Genomic DNA, 18,810 nt, shown 5'->3' on the forward strand with positions numbered 1-18,810 from the left:
CCCTGTTTTGCCCGCGCCGGCTTAGCGGCGCCGGCGCTGCAACAATCCCAGCGCCGCCAGCATCACCAGGATACTCGAGAACATGGCGATGCTGGCCATCGCCATGCCGTCGCCCACCGAGCCTTGTTCGAACTGGCGCCAGATAAATACCGAGACCGTCTGTACCCCGGGCGGCGACAGCAGCAGCGAGGTGACCAGTTCCCTTGAGGCGATGGCGAACACCATTAGCATCGAGGCCAGCAGCGCCGGGAATACCAGCGGCAGTACGATATAACGCAGCGCCCGCCCGGCGGTGGCGCCATGCACCCGGGCCGCAGGCTCCAGGTTCGCGCCCAGCTGGCGCAGCGCGGCTCCGGCATAGCGCACCGGGTAGGGCAGCAGCAGGCAACTGTAGGCCAATAGTAGGATTACCCAGCTGTCATAGGGCGTCACCGGCCAGAAACGCCGGTTCCAGGCCAGGATCAGGCCGACGCCGACCACCACGCCCGGCAGCGCGGCCGGCAGCAGCGACAGCGCGTCGATAAATGCCTTGGCGCGCATCCTGGCGTTTAACGTCAGCCAGGCAACCATAAATCCCACCGCGCCGGTCAGCAACGCGGTACCGAAGGCCAGGCCCAGGCTGGTGCCCAACGCGTCGGTCGCCTCGCTGTGCCGGGCAAACAGGTTGACGAAATGGCGTAACGTCAGGTTGGCCGCCGTCAATCCGCCCGAAACCGTGCCGGAGAAGGCGGTGGCCAGCATGGCTGCCACCGGCGCGGTCACCGCCAGCCCGGTTACCAGGCCGAACAATAGCAGCACCGGCCAGCGCCATACGCCGAGAGGCCGGGAGGCAATCGCCGCCGGTTTACCGCCGGTGGTGGCCACGTCCAGGCCGCCGGACAAAGCGCGCTGGATGCCGTAAGCCGTCAGCGCCAGCGCCACCAGCAATAAAGAGAGCAACGACGCCGAGGTTAAATCGATAGGCCAGTCCGCCAGGCGCTGTTCAATGGCGACGGTCAATACCGGCGCCCCGGCGCGCATTCCCAGGGCGGCGGGTACGCCGTATTCTTCAATCGCCAGGGTAAACGCCAGCAGCAGGCCGGCAAAAACAGCCGGTAGCGCCAGCGGCAGGGTGATTAGGCGAAATGCCCGCCACGGTCCGGCGCCGTGGACCCGCGCCACTTCCGCCAGCCGATGTCCGCCGGTCTCCATGGCGCGTGACACCGCAAAATAGACCACCGGGAAAATATTCAGGCTCATGACCAGGACCATGCCGGTACGGCTGAACAGGACCCGATCCAACCGCAGGCCGGTGAGTTGCTCAAGATAGCCGTGTTGCTGCAACGCCAGCATCCAGGACAATCCGGCGATATAAGGCGGAGTCAGGAAGGGAACCAGGATCAGCACATCCCAGCAGCGCGCCAGCGGCACGGCAAATAATCCGCGCAGCGCGCCCAGGGGAATGCCGATCAGGGCGCAGGCGAAGGCCACGCCCAGGCCGGTTTTGAGCGTGCCGCCGAGCAACACCGGCACCTGGGGATCGCGCGCCAGGGCCGGGACCGCGCCAAACGCGCCCGCCAGCGAACCCGAGGCCAACTGGGGAAAAACGGCCTGCAGCAGTACAAACAGCGCCGGCAGCGCGACCAGGACCAGCAGCGCCGCCAGGGTCAGCAACGGCAGCACTATATTTCGCATAACGCGCTTCTCAGGGTGTAGGCAATATGTTTCGCTTCACGAGCCACGGAGAAGCGTTGCGGGCGCATGGCGATCCCGGCGTCGCCGCGGCTGGTTTGCGACGGTTTCAACGTTGGCCGAACAGTTTGGCGAACCGGTCGAGCGCCGTCTCCCGCGTGGCGGATTGGGCACCCTGGGCCGGCAGCAGCCGCAGGTCGCTGAACAAGGGACGTTTGGCGCTGATATCGCTGCGCGCGGGCATCAGCCACGCTTCGGCCACCAGTTGTTGTCCGGCGGGTGAAAGCGCATAGTCGATAAAGGCCTTGGCCTGTTCGGGCTGGGCGCTGCTTTTCAGGATCATCATCGGCCGCGGGGCGATAACCGTGCCGCTGGACGGGAAAATCACTTTCACCGACTCGCCGTCCTGCGCGCTGCCGTAGGCGACGTAGTCCACCGCGCCGAACACCGCCGCCCTGGCGCCCTGCAATACCGGCGTCAGCGCCTGGGCATTGGGCCCGGCGATAATCATCCCGTTATCCTTCAACCGGCCGAACAGCGCCCAGGCTTTCTCACCCAAGGCGTTTTGCAACCCCATCAGCAAATCGAGGGATGCGCCCGACAGCGCCGGGTCGGGCGTGGTCACCCGGTCTTTGAACGCCGGCTGCGCCAAATCCTGCCAGTCATGCGGCTCCGGCGTGCCGCTGGCGCTGTTCCATACGATACCCAGCGCCGAAATGCCCTGCGCCACGTAGTAGTCGGTTTTGAACTGCGCCGGAACCTGCGTGGCGTTCGGGCTGTCGTAAGCCAGCAGCCAGCCCCGTTGTTGCAGTTCTTCAGCGGTGTCCCATGATGCGGAAACCAGGATATCGGCGCGTGGATTGGCCTGTTCGGCCTCGAGGCGCGCCATGACCTTACCGGTGGTGGCCTGAAAAATATCAACGTTAATCCCCGACTGCTGCTGGAACCCGGCCGCCAGCTTTTTCGCCAGGGAGCCGGGGCCGGCGGTATATAAGGTTAGCGCCTGCGCATCGGCGGCCATAAGGGTGGTGGCGACAATCATCGTGGTTAAGGCTCCTGTCCTGAGACGGCTTAATAAATGGGCGGTAATCTGTTGCATAGGTTTTCCCCGGTTCAAACGGCGTGGTGATCGACGATGCGCCCCTGCGCCATATGCGCAATGTGGTGGGCAAGCTGGTGCGCTTCGCTGCGATCGTGGGTGACGTAAACGGCGGTAATGCCCAACTGCCGGAGCAGTCGGGCCATTTCCCGGCATAACGATTCGCGCAGTTCGCTGTCGAGATTGGACAGCGGCTCATCAAACAGCAGTACCCTGGGTTCGGCCACGATAGCCCTGGCCAGCGCCACCCGTTGCTGCTGGCCGCCGGACAGCTCCGAGGGTTTACGGCCGGCGAAGGCGGCCAGGCCGACTCGCTCGAGCGCGGTGGCGACGCGTAGTGCCCGTTCGGCGCGCGCCACCCGGCGCATGCGCAGCGGGAAATCGACATTTTGCGCCACGCTCATATGGGGCCAGAGGGCGTAGTCCTGGAACACCATGCCGATATCGCGTTGCTCGGGCAGAATACAGACCTCCCGGCTGGCGATCAGGCGTTCGCCGAAACGGATCTCGCCGCTGGAAGGTTGCAGCAGCCCGGCCAATAATTTCAGCAGGGTGCTTTTACCGCAGCCGGACGGACCGAGCAGGGCCAGTGTGGTGCCGGCGGGCACCCGCAGGTGGATGTCCTGCAACACGCGCCGGCCGGTAAACTCCTGGCTCAGTCCGCAGATCACGATGGGCGTATCGGTGCTATCGGCTATGTTTTGCATCATGGACCCCCGCTGGAACTCCGGCGCGATAAAACAGGCGAACGACCGGCACGAATCGGCGTGCGGCGGGGCTATTACGGGCATAATGCCTGGGGGAAAATAGGGCGCAGGGCACAACCCCCGGCGCTGACCTTCGACCGGACGTTCGCCCCTGCGCTAAGGACAGGCGGGCGTACATATTGTTATCCTCTTTGGGACTTAATCTTCGCTGGAGTATAAAGAGGGAATATGACGGTTTTATTGCCGCAACGGTAAATGCGCCGGTTGCGATGTGCCATGCCGGCGCCCGATGGCCATAACCGCGCCCGGGAAGATGGCCGCGCGCGGTTATGGCCGGGTGCCTTAATGCCGGCGGCCGGCTAGAGTTTTACCGCCAGGTCGCGGATATGCACCGGCAGTTCGGTGCGCAGCGAGCGGTTGGCGGCAATGCCGGTCAGGATTGACATTGCCCCGTCGCGGTAGGTGGCGGCGCGTTTTAACGGGTCCGGCGCCGGCGTGCCGAATAAATCCGCCAGCATCACCCGATCGCCGCCGCCATGGCCGCCGGCCAGGAAATCCACCGGCACCCCGTAGGGGGCGGCGAACATGGGGAATACCCGGATGGAGCAGCTCTCAATTACGCCTTCCAGCTCTTTTTTGCCGCCGCCGTTGACATACGAAGTTTCCACCAGCTTCATTTCCAGACGGCCCTGGCTGCCGTTGAACACCACGTTAACGCCTTCCCACGGCAGGTAGGCGTTAAGGGAGTAGGTCATGATGGCCTTGTTTTTATAGCGCACCATCACCCCCATCACGTCCTCGATGCTGATGCCGTCGTCGAAGACGCTTTTGTCGCGGTAATAACCGTCCTCATGTTCGGCGTTCAGGTAGAGTTCCCGCAGCGGTTCGCTTTGATCCATATGCAACGCGAAGGGATCGCCGGCCGCCGCCCGGCTGCCGGACGCGCGGGAATAAAACTGCGTTACGCCCCGGCTTTCGGCGTTGGCCTTGCCGTAGAAGCGCAGGTCTCCCTGGGCATATACCGTTTCCGGCTCGCTGTTGAGCCAGAAATTGACCAGATCGAAATGATGGGTGGATTTGTGCACCAGCAAACCGCCGCTGTTACGTTTATCGCGGTGCCAGCGGCGGAAATAATCGGCGCCATGTTCGGTATTGAGCAGCCATTCGAAATGTACTGAAAACACGTCGCCGATGACCCTGGCGGCAAGCAGTTCGCGGATCTTGCTATGGTGCGGGGCATAACGGTAGTTAAAAGCCACCCGCAGGTTTTTGCCGGTGCGGCCGATGGCGTCGATAATCGCCTGGCATTTCTCCTCGTCGATGGTCATCGGCTTTTCGCTGATAACGTCGCAGCCCCATTCCATCGCGCGCACGATATAGTGATGATGGGTGCGATCGATAGAGGTGACGATGACGATATCCGGCAGTGTTTCGGTCATCATGCGGTCAAACTCGGTTGCGGCGTACATCGGCACGCTGTTATGGCCCTCGGCGCCGATTAACCGGTTGGCGTATTCCATCCGCGTCCGGTTGGTATCGCAAAAGGCGACAAACTTTCCCCGGTTGCGGTATTCCCCGGCGATCGCCTGTAAATAAAGCCCGGCCCGCCCGCCGGTGCCGACCAACGCATATTTTTTCATCTTATTATTCTCCCGTTATCATCACTGTAGATTATTTAATCCCGATTTCATCAGGGTCAATTTGATCACCCTCATTTCATCAGCAAGCGAGGCCGCCTTATTGACAGGCTAAAGCGGATGCTTTATACCCGGGGAACCTATATTCGCCTCTCAGCCGACTTTTCAGGGAAAATACCGTGCCGCAATGTTTGCTGGAAGTTAACTCCCCGCTTATCTGGCACTGGTCGCATTTCCTGGAAATGGCGGCGGTCATGGAAAAATATCGGTTCACCGGCCTGGTGATTCATCAACAAAATATCCTGGCGCTGCTTGCCCAACCCTCTCCCCATTACCAGGGCGCGGATAAGGCCAACCTGCAGCATGAATGGGAAGGCGCGCTGCTTTACCTGCAGCGCCTGAGCGCCTGGTGCCGGGCGCGGCGGCTGACGGTCTGGCTGCAGGGTGAAGCCTTTCCACAAGACGGCCGCATCGAGCACAAATTTCCCGAGTTGTCCCTGGCGGACGATGCGGGCCGGGGTGAAAAATTCCTGTATTATTTTTATACCGACGTGGTCAGCGCGTCGCTTGCGCAACTGCCCTTGATTGACGGCATCATTCTCAGCCTCCAGACCCCGGCGTTTAATGAAACGCAGTGGCACGCGCCGCTGCTGTCGCTCTATCGCCAGCTGCGGCGGCAAAATAAAAAGCTGGCGCTGCGCGATTATACCGACGACAGCTGGCCCCGCCGGCAGTTGCACCAGACGCTGGCCCGGTTGCCGGGGGATGTGCGCGCCTCGCTGAAGGCCACGGCGGTGGACTATCGTCCCGGTTTTGCCAATAACCCGGCGATCGGCGCTTTTGACCGGCGCCGGATGTGGATTGATATCGATTTGTGGGGCATTGATTACGGCTGGACCCTGTTGCCCTGCCTGTTGATTGATGAAATACAGGGCCGCCTGGGCTGGGTGCAAACGGTGATAGGCGAGCGGCTGGAAGCGATCAGCGTGCGCATCAGCTGGGAATGGATTAACAACGGCCCGCTGCTGGATTCGGTCAATGAAAGCAATCTTTATGGCCTGGCGCGCATGGTAAATGACGCGCAGCCGGCGGCGGCCGTCACGCTGCTTGATGATTGGCTCGAGGCCAAAGGCGCCCGCCCGGTGGACGGCCGCCAGCGCCAAATGCTGCGCCAGCTGTTTTTTACCAGCTATGACTGGATGTGCAAGGCCCCCTATCTGCTGGGGCGGGTAATGCATTGCCACAGCCAGATCCCGCAGGACATTAACGACGCGTGGCGTTTGCTCAATTCGGGCGCCGACGGGGCCCACTGGCGGGCGTCTTTCCAGCCGCTGTTTCCGGCCGACGACCGGGACACGGGGCTGGCGCAGCGGGAGCTTATCCGCCTTGAGCGGCAGCAGGTGGAGTTTTTGGCCCGTCACCTGCGGCATATGGCGCAACAGCTTGAGCACGGCGGAGCCCTGCCCGCGGGCATGGGCGCTAACCTGGCGGCCGCCTGGGAACGGGCGGAGTGGTATTCCCGCATGTTCGGCCACGTCCGGCAACTGCTCGAGCTGCATGGCTTTATCGACAAATATGGCGACAGCCCATCGCTGCGCGCGGAGCTGGCTACCGCCATCGCCGCCGCGGGGCAATGCGCGGACAAGATAGACCGCTGGCTTGACGATAGCGCCGATGACCATCCCCTGTACCTCCGCATGATGATGAATCCGGCCCGGCTGCACGCCCTGGCGCAACAGTGCCGTTTACGCTGATGCCCGCGTGCTGCGGACGTCACGATGCTAAACGCCGGGCGGGATAAAGCCCACTGGCATCTGGCCCCTGCCGCCCCCGTCGGCGGCATAAGCGTCTAAAGTGTGATGAGGTTCATGAAGTCATCGAAAGGATCGTGACGGATGTCACTCGCGGGCAGTAGCGAAAGGCGATCGCGGGCGTAAAATGTGGGGCAAAATATGCGCCTCGTCACAATCTCGCCGACGCGCGGGCCACCCCGGACGATGCCATGACCCGTGTCCAGGTTTATCCCCCCCGGCAGGGCGGGTGGAACCCGATCGGCGGGCGCTATCGCGGGTACGGTGATGACGGCTCGCGGCCAGGGCGGCGGCACGGGTGATTCAGTCGCCGGCCGGCGTCGGATCGGCTGAGGATAACCAGTATCCGCCGTCGGACCAGATGAAGATCATGGCCTCGGACGAGGGAGGGTAGTCGGCGTCGGCGAGAAGATGGATCGAGATATGGGTTTCACGATCCGTTATCCGGGTCGTGGCATATAATATTCTCAGGCTGATGTCGGCGACGTGGGGCAGCCGTCGACCGCTGCGTTCCCAATGGGCGATGAATGCCATTTCCACCCCCAGCTTAATGCCGAGCGTGCGGCGGGAAAGATTCAATTCATGACGCAGGAAACGCATTTCCGACGAGATAAGCGGACTGTGGCGGTTGATTAATTGCTGGGCGATCAATCGATGCAATCCCACAATATCTTTTATGTCGGTAAATTTTCTATTGCCAGTATTATGATGCTTATAACCGTTAGTTAGCCAGATATTTGATAGTCCACAATCTATATATCTAAACATAAATTTTCCTTGTAATATAGCATCCTGGTTACATATGACTTATAAACAAAGACAGTTCACTTGGTAACACCCTGATAATTCATTGATACATGTCATTTAATGGAATGGGAAAGTTATTAAAATAATTCTTAAAGCCAGAGGGCGCTTAAGAAGTAATACCACTAGCAGGAGATAAGAGCGAAAAAAGGTTGCAAAAAAGTATAGCCGATCACGCTACTATTGCATTTATTGAAATTAATTAAATTATAATTTAATTATGAATGCACCTATTATCAATAGGCGGAAATTGGCGCCATCAGCGGCCATGGTCGTCTGAATTTCGTGGTTAACGTGACGCCGCCGAGGTTTTTGCCGGCGGCGGGGTGGCATAATTGAAAGTAAAACAGCATTTCATTTTATTGAATAGTGATGCTGGTTTCTTTATCATGACAGCACATCATTCTCATCTACAATGGGTAACGCCTTTATGAAAATTGCACTGATCAATGAAAACAGCCAGGCCGCCAAAAACGAGCTGATCGCCGCCACCCTGGCCAAGGTCGTCGAGCCGTTGGGCCATCAGGTGTTTAACTACGGCATGTATTCTGCCGAGGACAAGGCCACGCTGACCTACGTGCAAAACGGCATCCTGGCGGCGATATTGCTGAATTCCGGCGCGGCCGACTACGTGGTGACCGGCTGCGGCACCGGCGCCGGCGCCATGCTTGCCTGCAACTCTTTCCCGGGCGTGATTTGCGGCCTGGCCATCGATCCTGCCGACGGCTATATGTTTGCGCAGATTAACGACGGCAACGCCATCTCCCTGCCGTTCGCCAAAGGTTTTGGCTGGGGTGCGGAGCTCAACCTGCAGTATATTTTCGAGAAACTGTTCGAAACCGCCGGCGGCCAGGGGTATCCGAAAGAGCGCGTGGTGCCTGAGCAGCGCAATAAAAAGATCCTTGATGCGGTAAAAGCGGTGAGCTATCGCGATTTGTTGTCCATCCTGGCCGATCTCGATCAGGATCTGCTTAAAGGCGCCGTCGCCGGTGAGAAATTCAAGGAATATTTCTTTGCCAACTGCCGGGATAAAGCCCTTGGCGCCTATATCGAAGCTCTGGTAGCCTGAGGGACTTCTTGTCCGGCCCGGAACATGACTACCATGCACTTACAGGATATCCCCTTCGGCACTACCGATTGGTCGCGCATTGAACCCACGCAACATGCCGGCGAGCGCGGCGCGGTCTCCTGGCGCACCCGCCATTTCGGCGACATCCGCGTGCGCATGGTGGAGTACACCGCCGGCTACCTGGCCGATCACTGGTGCTCAAAAGGGCATATTCTGTTTTGCCTGTCAGGCGAGCTGCATACCGAACTGGCGGATGGGCGTGTTTTTACACTGACGCCGGGCATGAGTTACCAGGTGGCGGATAATGCGGAAGCGCACCGGTCCTATACCGACCAGGGCGCCACCCTGTTTATCGTCGACTGACGGCTCGGGCTTGTCATCGCCCGTCGCCGCGCCTTACCGGCCGGAGCTGCGGGTTATGCAATCCGGCCGCGCTTTTAACCCCGCGCTCAGCTCAGTTCCCAAACCCGCGCCGGCGGGCGGCAGCAGATATCCCCGCTGCAGTTCGGGCAATACCGTCACCAATTCGGGATAAAATCCCGCCAGATAGGCTCTGACCACCTCCTGGAAAATGGCGTTAGGCGACGACAGGCCCAGGTGCAGCGAGGCCATCAGCACCACCGGGCCTGTGCAATCGTGGGGTGCGATGGGTTTTTGGTAAGCCTCCGCCAGCGCGGCAATCTTCTTGGCTTCGCTGATGCCGCCGCACCAGGACAGGTCGATCATGACATAATCCAGCGCGTCGGCGGCCAGCAGGTCGCGGAAGGTGCCGCGGGTGGCCAGCGTTTCGCTGCCGCAGACCGGCAGGCCGGATAAGCGCCGATAGTCCGCCAGCGCCTGCGGCGAATCCATTTTAATCGGATCTTCCGCCCAGAGAATATTGTATTGCCCGAGTTCGCGGGCAATCGCCAGCGCGGCGGTCGTATTCCATAACGAATGAAACTCGCACATGATCTCGATATTATCGCCCACCGCCCGACGGATTTTATCAAACGGCTCCAGCGCCCGGCGGATATCCCGCGCGCCGATATACTGGCCGTCGCTCTGTAGCGCGACGCTGTCGAACGGCCAGATCTTCATGGCGGAAAACCCTTCTTCAACCAGGCTTTGCGCCAGCTCGTCCGGATAGTCGACAAAGGCCACCTGGTCGTCGTAGCGGGTGCGCGGCGCCGTCCCGCCCGTGGTTATGGTGCGGCGCTGTTCGCCCCGGCTGTTGAAATTAATCCCGGCGCAGGTATTGTAGGCGCGCATCCGGTCATGGCATAAGCCGCCCAACAATTGGTACAACGGCAGCTGTGCCGCCTTGCCGAAAATATCCCATAACGCAATATCCAGCGCCGACGCGGCGCGGGTTTCCACGCCCGACCCGTTAAACCCCAGATAGCCGCGCAGCAGCGTTTTGTTATGTCGCTCGATTTGCAGCGGATCCTTGCCCAACAGCATCGGCGCGCAAATGGCATGGATGTAGGCCTCCACCGCCTCAGCGCCCCTGAAGGTTTCGCCCAGGCCAACCTGGCCCTCATCGGTATGCACCTCTACCCACAGCAGGTTGGCATGCTCATGCAACCTGAAGGTCTCTATTTTGGTTATTTTCATATAATGCCTTGATCATCATCCATTATTTAAGGGCGCGACGTGGCCTGGCGGCCGTCGTGCACCACGTTGAGCAAAGGCTCACCGTTGCGCTGCCGGGTGATATTGCCGGCGATAAACGCATAGCGCCGGGCGAACAATCCCTGGGTCCAGCCGGAAATATGCGGGGTACAGAAGGCGTTGGGCAACGCGGCGAAATCATAAAACGACGGCGGCACCGCCTCGCCGCCGCCGGCCGGATAGCGATACCATACGTCAAGGTAAGCCCCGGCGATCCTTTGGTCGCTGAGCGCGCTGTACAACGCTTGTTCATTGACGATGGCCGCGCGGGCGATATTAATCAGCACCGCGTCCCGGCTCATGGCGCTGAACTGAGGCGCGCCGAACGAGTCGCGGGTAGCGTCGTTAAGCGGGCAGCAGAGCACCACATAATCAGCATGAGGCAGGACCTCGTTAAGCTGCCGTGGGGTAAATGCCCGATCCGCCGGGCCTTCCACCTTGCCGTCCATGGCGCGCGACGAGATGGCAACCACCTCCAGGCCGAAGGCCCGCGCCCGTGCCGCCACCGCCTGGCCGATACGGCCGAAGCCGATAACCACCACTGTCTTACCGTTGAGCTCGCCGCGCGGCTTGCGCTCAAGGTAGCTTTGCGACCAGCGCCGGTTATCAAAGCTGGCCCGCGCCGCGCCGAGGCCAATCTCATGGTCGAGCATGCAGGCCAGGGTATATTCCGCCATGGGAATTTCATGTTCAAACACGTTGCACACCGTACAGCCCGGCGGCAGCGCGGCAAAGTCGATGCCGTCCAGGCCGGCGCCCGGCGCGTGCAGCAGGCGGAATCGGGGCGGCGCGCCCCGGCGCTGAAAGCGCATGGCAACCAGGACGTCGGCTCCGTCGATCTGCCGGTCCCAGGCGTCGGACTCATGGGCTTCCCGGGGGAGCGCCGCGAACTCGGCCTTAAAATCCAGCTGGTCCGCGATCTCATCGCGGTGGGTGGCGGCTTCGCCAATCATTACTATCTTCATGTGTTCTCCCATATTGATTGATATATAACGCCGTGCGACGGCGGATTATCGTACCGCCGACCCCAGCGAGGTCTTCAGCACCAGGCGTTTAATCGGCCCGACCACCACTAAATAACAAAAGATGGCGCCGATGGCGTGCGAGGCGACAAACACCAGCGCGGCGGAGAAATTACCCGCGTCGTTGACCAGGTAGCCGATAACGATCGGGGTGGAGATCCCGGCCAGGTTGCCGATGCCGTTAAATAACGAGCTGGCCAGGCCGCTGGCCTGTTTCGGCACCACATCCGACATGACGCCCCAACCCAGCGCGCCAAAACCTTTGCCGAAAAAGGACAGGGCCATCAGGGTGATGATCACCCATTCCACGTTGGTGTAATTACAGATAATCATGCAGGTGGACAGCAGCATGCCGAGCACCAGCGGGATTTTGCGCGCCGCGGTCAGCGACATGCCGCGTTTGAGCAGGTAATCGGACACCAGGCCGCCAAGGATGCCGCCGGCGAACCCGCACACCGCCGGGATGGCGGCGACGAAGCCGGCTTTGAGGATCGACATGCCCCGATCGTGCACCAGGTACAGCGGGAACCAGGTCAGGAAAAAATAGGTCAGGGTGGTGACGCAGTACTGGCCGATCAGGATCCCGAGCATCATGCGGCTGGCCAGTATTTCCCGCACGCAGGGCCAGGTGGCGACGGTCTCGGCGGGATTGATTTTTTTACTTTGGGTATTTTCCGGGCTGTCCATATCGATAAGCGCCCCACCGGCGACGATATAGTCCAGTTCCGCCCGGTTAATGCGCGGATGCTCTTTAGGCGCATAAACCACCCTGAGCCAGACCAGGGTAATCACCACGCCGATGGTGCCCATCAGCATGTAGACGTACTGCCAGCCGAAGCTTTGGGTTATCCAGCCCATCAGCGGGGCGAACACCACTTTAGCGAAATAGGACGCCGAGGTGAACAGGGCGGAGGTGGTGCCGCGCTCGGCGGCGGGAAACCAGGTGGCCACGATACGGCTATTGGCCGGGAAAATCGGCGCTTCCACCAGCCCTATCAGGACGCGCAGGGCAAACAGGGCGGCAATGCCCAACGCCACCGGCAGGCCGATGACAAAGCCCATGGAAAAGGTAAACACGGCCCAGATAAACATGCTGGCCGCATACACCCGCTTGGAGCCGTAGCGATCGAGTATCCGGCCGCCGGGGATCTGGGCCAGCACATAGGTCCAGGCAAACGCGGAGAACATATAGCCCAGGGTGACCGGCGAAATACCGAAGCTCGACTGGATGGCCGCCCCGGTAATGGCCAGGGTGGAACGATCGGCGTAATTCATGGCGGTCATGAAAAACAGCATCGCCATGATGCCGTAACGCACATGGGTGGCCTTGGCGCCGGTGGCCGGACCGGCCGTCGGCGCCGCGCCGCGCGGGGTCGCCAGGGCGGTATCGGCTGAAATGGTATCGCTACCATTCGTGCGCTCGGATGCGCGGACCCGCTGGGAAAGGGCGCCGGCATCAAGGACATCGGCCGCGCCGCTGTTTATGGTATCGCTACCATTTTTATGCAATTCATGGAAATTGTAGGGTACTTTAGCCATATTGAGTTTGTCCGTTTAGGTTTTATAATCAAACGTCTACTAAAGAGGGGGGTAAATAATCGTAGGGTACGGGCCGACTATAAAAGACGCTAAAAATTTTTAAAGGGACGACGATCACATAACCCGCACCCCAGCTCGGCACGGATGGGGACGGAAGGGATTAGCGCGTGGAAATCAGCGGACCGGTGCTGTCGCGGTTTACCAGCGTAAAACCCACGTCCATGGCCTCCGGCGGCGCGCCGTTAGGCTCTTTTAATCTTTCCAGCAACGCCGACGCCGCGCGCTGGCCGATATCGGTGCCGTCGATTTTAACCGTCGACAGGGCGGGGAAGGTATGGGCGGCAAAATTCATATCGCCGAATCCCATTACCGCGACCTGGCCGGGAACCGCTATCCCCCTGCTGGCGGCCTCGGTCAATACGCCATGCGCCAGGGTGTCCGACGTGCAGACCAGGATTAACGGCCGTTGGATCACGGCGGATCCGGCCCTGATCTCCACCGGCGGCCGTTGCAGCAGATGCAGCAGGTTGACCAGGCCCAACCGCCCCTGTTCCAGGGTCGGCAATCCGTGGAAGGTCTGGCGGTCGAGCGGGGTAACGTCCTGGCGCGCAAGCTGCTGGATAAAACTGTTGCTGCGCCGCACGCCGCGCGGATCGTCAACTTCAATCAGGGCAAAATCGCGATATCCCTGCGCCAGCAGATGCTGCGCTTCCCGCTGGCCTATGGTTTCATGGGAAAACCCCACCAGCATGTCAATGGGGTCGTCGGTCATGTCCCAGGTTTCCACCACCGGGATGCCGGTTGCCCGCAGGCGTTTGCGGCTGACCTCGGTGTGAATGGTCCCGGTCAGGATAATGCCGTCGGGACGACGGCTCAGCACCACTTCGAGCAGTTCCTGCTCCTGGGCGGCCTTATAACCTGAAATGCCCAACAGCACCTGGTAATTGGCCTGCTCCAGCCTGGCGGCAATCGCCTGGAAGGTATCGGCGAAAATCGGGTTGGTCAGCATGGGCACCACCACCGCCACCAGGCGGGTACGGTTGGAGGCCAGCGAACCGGCGATTTGATTGCGCACATAGCCGGTCTCTTCAATCACCCGCCGTACCTTAAGCAGCGTGGATTCCTTGACCTGGTCGGGCTGGTTCATCACCCTGGATACGGTAATCGGCGCCACGCCGGCGAGTTTGGCCACGTCAAAAATAGTAATACCGTGGGTTGAGCGCGCGGTAACGGGATGGGCTTTTTTAGGCTTGGGCATGGTATGGCTCGACAAGGGAAACGCCGACAATGCTACAACGGCGCGCGGATACGAGCAAATTAAACACGCGAAGGTTACGGCGGTGCCGGGATGCCGGTAAAACGCGGGGCGGCTTTCAACCGGCGATCTTTATCCTAGCCATATTGGCCAAAAGAGCGGCCGGCGGGCCAACCGGGCGAGAACAATAACCGGAGTGCCGCTTTCATCAATAAACAAGTCAATGGTAATATTTTAGTGAATATAATTTATCTAAGTAATAAATTGCGTGTTTGCGCACGCAGGACATTCACGCCATGGCATGTCCGTATAATGGCTGGCCGCGCAATAAACTATTATGTCACAATAGAATAATCATCAGGATAATACATTTTGAGTTCACCTGATCTAAGCGTTAAATAAGATTTTTTAGCGGACGTTTATTACACATTAACCCTCATGAAATTTGCGCATTTATTTAATGCCGGGCTTTACCACGCCCGCGGGAAACCCCGGGGATGACAGGCGGGCGCCGGCCGGGCCGACGGGCATGGGACAGGGAGGACCATCATCGGGCGGCAGCGCATGGGTGGCATAAGGTTAGCCGAAAAAATGCTTTCACGCGGCGGCGATTTATGTATATAACAGTATAACCGTCATATACAGTCGGTAGGCTATCTGTACAGGATTAACCTCCCCGGCTATGAGGTTCCGTGTTATCAGGCGTAGTGTAAAAGCCAGGAGAATCGAGATGATTGTCGATCGTTTAAAACGTCTGTTTGTCACCCCGCCGGAAGAACCGGCCAGCGATATGTTCGCCGGATCCGAAACGGATGCCCTGTTCAGCGCCATGGGCTGCGAGAACATGCCGGTGTATATCCCGGCCGAGGTTTGGCAGCGGGTGAGCGATATGGAGTATCGCGCCCATTTAGATCGCGCGCGCTCCCTTTAACACGCCGGGTTTGAGCCCGGCGTCGGCTGGCCCGCCTGAGCTGCGGTTAAAAAATTGACTCGTAGAGCTGTTCAATATCGGCAATCGTGGTAGCGCGCGGGTTGCCGCCGGTGCAGACATCGGCGTACGCGGCTTTCGCCAGCTGCGCTATATCCTCTTTTTTCACGCCCACATCCCGCAGCGACGCGGGGATCCCCACGTCATGGCACAGCTGTTTGACCGCGTTGACGGCGGCGGCGCGTGCCTGGGCAATATCCATGGTCTTCGCCGCCTCCACGCCCATCGCCACGGCAATATGGCGGAATTTTTCCCCGGTATGCGCGGCGTTATATTCCATGATGGTCGGCAGCAGGACCGCATTGGCCACGCCGTGCGGCGTATCATAAAACGCGCCCAGCGGATGCGCCATGCCGTGGACCAGCCCCAGCCCAACGTTGGAAAATCCCATGCCGGCAATGTATTGGCCCAGCGCCATATCCTCGACGCCCCGCGCCTGGCCGCGTACGGAATCGCGTAACGATCGCGCAATAATTTCTATCGCCTTGAGATGGAACATATCGGTCAGTTCCCAGGCGGCGAGAGTGGTATAGCCTTCAATGGCATGGGTAAGGGCGTCGATGCCGGTAGCGGCCTTCAACCCGGCGGGCATGCTGGCCATCATTTCCGGATCGATAATGGCCACCAACGGGATATCGTGCGGGTCGACGCAGACAAATTTGCGCCGGTTTTCCTCATCGGTAATCACATAGTTGATGGTGACCTCGGCGGCGGTGCCGGCGGTAGTAGGCACCGCCAGGATGGGCACGCAGGGATTTTTGGTGGCGGCGACGCCTTCCAGGCTGCGCACATCGCCAAATTCGGGATTATTGATAATGATGCCGATGGCCTTGCTGGTGTCCTGCGGCGACCCGCCGCCGATGGCAATCAGATAATCCGCCCCGGCCGCCTTAAACGCGGCGACGCCTTTATTTACCACCGCTATGGTTGGATTTGGTACAACGTTGTCAAAAATTTGAAATTGAAGACCGGATTTTTCAAGCAGATCGGTTACGCGGGTGGCCACTTCAAAACGCATTAAGTCCTTATCGGTTACCACCAGCGCCTTTTTGTAGCCCCTGGCCTGTACTTCATCAATTATATGGGCGATGGCGCCTTTACCGAAGTAAGAGGTCTCGTTAAGGATCATTCTATTAGCCATAATAAATAACCTTTGTCGGGTGAGTGAATAAGTTAATATTTTCACCTGGCATCGGAGGCGACAAGGGATATTAACTGCTCTACTTCACACTAATGGTTATTTAAGGAAGTTGGCTTGCCGGATAAATTATTTTTTATCTACAAATGTATTATTTTTGTTATTGTTGCTAATTGTTAGTGTTTAATGTAATTGTCATGTTGTTTGGGCAGGATTGATATCCCGCCTCCCGCCTCCCGCCTCCCGGCGAGCCTGTCCTGGCCAGTGGATCCGACGGCAGCGCTCCATGGGCGTCAATTGGGTTACGATAATTCCGAATATGACCGTTAAACCGGCTAACCGGCTAATTTTCCCGGCTAAATTGCCAGTACGCCCCCAGCTTGTGGCGTGAGTAGCTATAGTTATAAGTCAGCTACGGTTTTTGTCAAAGCCGGCCGTGGCCAGATTAGCCGGATGGCGTATAAAAATGGAGAATTCACCTATGATTACACGCTCTTTCAGGTGGGCCTGGAAAAGATTTCTAACGATGGGCATGTCGCTGAGCACCGCGTCAGGCCAGGTTTTTTCGACGGCACTGGCAAAAACAAAAAATAAATATAACATCAATGTACGCCAGGGGCCGGATGCCTTGCTCGGACAGCTGTATATCGACGTCCAGACGGCAAAACTCTTTCCTGACCAGAAGACCTTTGCCGATGCGGTGCCGCGCCGAACCCCGGAGGCAATCCTGTCCGATTACCAGACGAAAAAACGCCGTAAAAACTTCAAACTGCATACCTTTGTCGATAAAAACTTCATTTTCCCCACCGACCGGGTGAAATATGTGCCGCCTAACGGGCAAAGCCTGCGGGAACATATCAATACGCTGTGGCCGGTGCTCACCCGCAACACGTCCAGGGTGCGGCCTTATGATTCGCTGCTGCCGCTGCCGAAGGATTACGTGGTGCCGGGGGGGCGGTTTCGCGAAGTCTATTATTGGGACAGTTATTTTACCATGCTGGGCCTGGCCGAATGCGACAAGTGGGATTTGGTGGTGGACATGACCGATAATTTTTCCCATGAAATAGAGACCTACGGCCGCATTCCCAACGGCAACCGCAGCTACTACCTGAGCCGCTCGCAGCCGCCGTTTTTTGCGCTGATGGTGGATTTGCTGGCCAGCCGGGACGGCGACGGCGTCTATCAAAACTATTTGCCGCAGCTTAAAAAAGAATACCAGTACTGGATGGAAGGGGGCGACGCGCTGGAAAACGGCGCCGCCGCCGAACGGGTGGCGCGCATGAATGACGGCGCGCTGCTTAACCGTTATTGGGACGATTTGGATACCCCCCGCACGGAATCCTACATGGACGATATCGTCACCGCCAGCGAGGCCAAGGATCGTCCCGCGGGGGAAGTTTACCGCGACCTGCGGGCCGGCGCGGCGTCCGGGTGGGACTTCAGTTCGCGTTGGTTCGACGACCCGCTGCAGCTGTCGTCTATCCGCACCACCTCAATCCTGCCGGTGGATCTGAACGCGCTGCTTTACCATCTGGAAATGACCCTGGCCAAGGCCAGCCAGCTTGGCAATAACCTTGACGCGGCCAGCTATTACAGCCAGCGCGCCGAGCGCCGCAAGCAGGCTATTAACCTGCACCTGTGGAACGAGGAGGGCGGTTATTACGCCGACTTTGATTTGCGCCAGGATAGGCTGCGCGATCAGCTGACCGCCGCCATGGTTTTCCCGTTGTATAACAATATTGCGCCGCCGGATCGCGCTGCGCGCACCGCGCAGACGATACGCGATCAGCTGTTGAAACAGGGCGGGCTGATTACCACCACTAATGTTTCCGGCCAGCAGTGGGACGCCCCGAACGGCTGGGCGCCGCTGCAGTGGGTGGCGGTGGAAGGATTGCGCAACTATGGGCACGGCGACCTGGCGGAGGAGATTGCCACCCGCTTCCTGGGCAACGTGCAGCGGCTGTTTAACAACCAGCATAAGCTGGTGGAAAAATACGTGGTGGAAGGCAGCGGCCTTGGCGGCGGCGGGGGCGGCGAATACCCGCTGCAGGACGGCTTTGGCTGGACCAACGGCGTGACCCTGAAGCTGCTGGACATGTATTCCGACCAGATGACGGGGTATGCGGACAACACGCCCGCCTCCGTGACGGCGCCGCAGCCGGCGGCGGCTGTCAGCGTCTGACCCCGGCCTGTCCCATGCTTGCATTGAATAAACGTCGCCAGCTCCGCTGCGCGGCGTTTTTTTATGGGTGCCGCGCAGAAATTCCACCGGCTTGCGCAAGTCGCCGGCGCGTAATCCGGGGCCGGATATTTATTTTAATTGCCGTTAATTAATTAAAATTGCGTTTTATAAATAATAAACTATTTTTTTATATATTTGACGTCGATCGCTATTCCCTTCGTTTTTCTGCCACCGG

15 protein-coding genes are annotated in these 18,810 nt (G+C 59.3%); 5 read left to right on the forward strand and 10 right to left on the reverse strand.

Annotated elements, in window-relative coordinates:
* Positions 1-21: 21 nt before the first annotated feature.
* The 4 genes from GRH90_RS14785 to GRH90_RS14800 form a co-directional block, all read right to left on the reverse strand.
* Positions 22-1,674: an ABC transporter permease gene (locus GRH90_RS14785; RefSeq protein WP_162366728.1), complete on the reverse strand. Its 1,653-nt coding sequence runs from the start codon at positions 1,672-1,674 to the stop codon at positions 22-24.
* A 106-nt stretch (positions 1,675-1,780) separates the two neighbouring features.
* On the reverse strand, positions 1,781-2,713 hold the full coding sequence (locus GRH90_RS14790; protein WP_246236077.1) for an ABC transporter substrate-binding protein: 933 nt from the start codon (positions 2,711-2,713) through the stop codon (positions 1,781-1,783).
* A gap of 71 nt (positions 2,714-2,784) precedes the next feature.
* Positions 2,785-3,477 carry an ABC transporter ATP-binding protein gene (locus tag GRH90_RS14795; RefSeq protein WP_162366857.1) on the reverse strand — a complete coding sequence of 231 codons (693 nt, stop codon included), beginning with the start codon at positions 3,475-3,477 and terminating at the stop codon, positions 2,785-2,787.
* A 359-nt stretch (positions 3,478-3,836) separates the two neighbouring features.
* Positions 3,837-5,117, reverse strand: coding sequence for a Gfo/Idh/MocA family protein (locus GRH90_RS14800; RefSeq protein WP_162366730.1), 1,281 nt, complete (start codon positions 5,115-5,117; stop codon positions 3,837-3,839).
* Between the two features lie 176 nt (positions 5,118-5,293).
* On the opposite strand from GRH90_RS14800, the gene GRH90_RS14805 reads away from it, so the two are divergent.
* Positions 5,294-6,868, forward strand: a complete 1,575-nt coding sequence (locus GRH90_RS14805; protein WP_162366731.1) for a hypothetical protein — start codon at positions 5,294-5,296, stop codon at positions 6,866-6,868.
* A 360-nt stretch (positions 6,869-7,228) separates the two neighbouring features.
* On the opposite strand, the gene GRH90_RS14810 is transcribed toward GRH90_RS14805, so the two are convergent.
* Positions 7,229-7,585: a helix-turn-helix domain-containing protein gene (locus tag GRH90_RS14810; RefSeq protein WP_162366732.1), complete on the reverse strand. Its 357-nt coding sequence runs from the start codon at positions 7,583-7,585 to the stop codon at positions 7,229-7,231.
* Positions 7,586-8,159: 574 nt separating this feature from the next.
* Between GRH90_RS14810 and GRH90_RS14815 the strand changes: the two genes are divergently transcribed.
* Together GRH90_RS14815 and GRH90_RS14820 are read left to right on the forward strand one after the other, a co-directional pair.
* Complete coding sequence (locus tag GRH90_RS14815; RefSeq protein WP_162366733.1) at positions 8,160-8,798, forward strand: RpiB/LacA/LacB family sugar-phosphate isomerase; 639 nt, start codon at positions 8,160-8,162, stop codon at positions 8,796-8,798.
* Positions 8,799-8,831: 33 nt separating this feature from the next.
* Positions 8,832-9,161 (forward strand): DHCW motif cupin fold protein, encoded by a 330-nt coding sequence (locus GRH90_RS14820; RefSeq protein ID WP_162366858.1) that lies wholly within the window; start codon positions 8,832-8,834, stop codon positions 9,159-9,161.
* 33 nt (positions 9,162-9,194) lie between these two features.
* On the opposite strand, the gene GRH90_RS14825 is transcribed toward GRH90_RS14820, so the two are convergent.
* The 4 genes from GRH90_RS14825 to GRH90_RS14840 all read right to left on the reverse strand — a co-directional run bounded on the left by GRH90_RS14825 (position 9,195) and on the right by GRH90_RS14840 (position 14,270).
* A complete protein-coding gene (locus GRH90_RS14825) occupies positions 9,195-10,394 on the reverse strand; it encodes a mandelate racemase/muconate lactonizing enzyme family protein (RefSeq protein WP_162366734.1) in 1,200 nt (399 codons plus the stop codon).
* A 26-nt stretch (positions 10,395-10,420) separates the two neighbouring features.
* A complete protein-coding gene (locus GRH90_RS14830) occupies positions 10,421-11,416 on the reverse strand; it encodes a 2-hydroxyacid dehydrogenase (protein ID WP_162366735.1) in 996 nt (331 codons plus the stop codon).
* A gap of 45 nt (positions 11,417-11,461) precedes the next feature.
* Positions 11,462-12,775, reverse strand: coding sequence for an MFS transporter (locus GRH90_RS14835; protein ID WP_218586256.1), 1,314 nt, complete (start codon positions 12,773-12,775; stop codon positions 11,462-11,464).
* 397 nt (positions 12,776-13,172) lie between these two features.
* Positions 13,173-14,270: a LacI family DNA-binding transcriptional regulator gene (locus tag GRH90_RS14840; protein WP_162366737.1), complete on the reverse strand. Its 1,098-nt coding sequence runs from the start codon at positions 14,268-14,270 to the stop codon at positions 13,173-13,175.
* 727 nt (positions 14,271-14,997) lie between these two features.
* On the opposite strand from GRH90_RS14840, the gene GRH90_RS14845 reads away from it, so the two are divergent.
* A complete protein-coding gene (locus GRH90_RS14845) occupies positions 14,998-15,198 on the forward strand; it encodes a hypothetical protein (RefSeq protein ID WP_162366738.1) in 201 nt (66 codons plus the stop codon).
* A gap of 46 nt (positions 15,199-15,244) precedes the next feature.
* On the opposite strand, the gene fucO is transcribed toward GRH90_RS14845, so the two are convergent.
* On the reverse strand, positions 15,245-16,396 hold the full coding sequence (gene fucO / locus GRH90_RS14850) for a lactaldehyde reductase (protein ID WP_162366739.1): 1,152 nt from the start codon (positions 16,394-16,396) through the stop codon (positions 15,245-15,247).
* 478 nt (positions 16,397-16,874) lie between these two features.
* On the opposite strand from fucO, the gene treA reads away from it, so the two are divergent.
* Positions 16,875-18,575: an alpha,alpha-trehalase TreA gene (gene treA, locus GRH90_RS14855; RefSeq protein ID WP_162366740.1), complete on the forward strand. Its 1,701-nt coding sequence runs from the start codon at positions 16,875-16,877 to the stop codon at positions 18,573-18,575.
* Positions 18,576-18,810 lie beyond the last annotated feature (235 nt).

The sequence above is a fragment of the Acerihabitans arboris genome (assembly GCF_010131535.1).
GTDB lineage: Bacteria > Pseudomonadota > Gammaproteobacteria > Enterobacterales > Enterobacteriaceae > Acerihabitans > Acerihabitans arboris.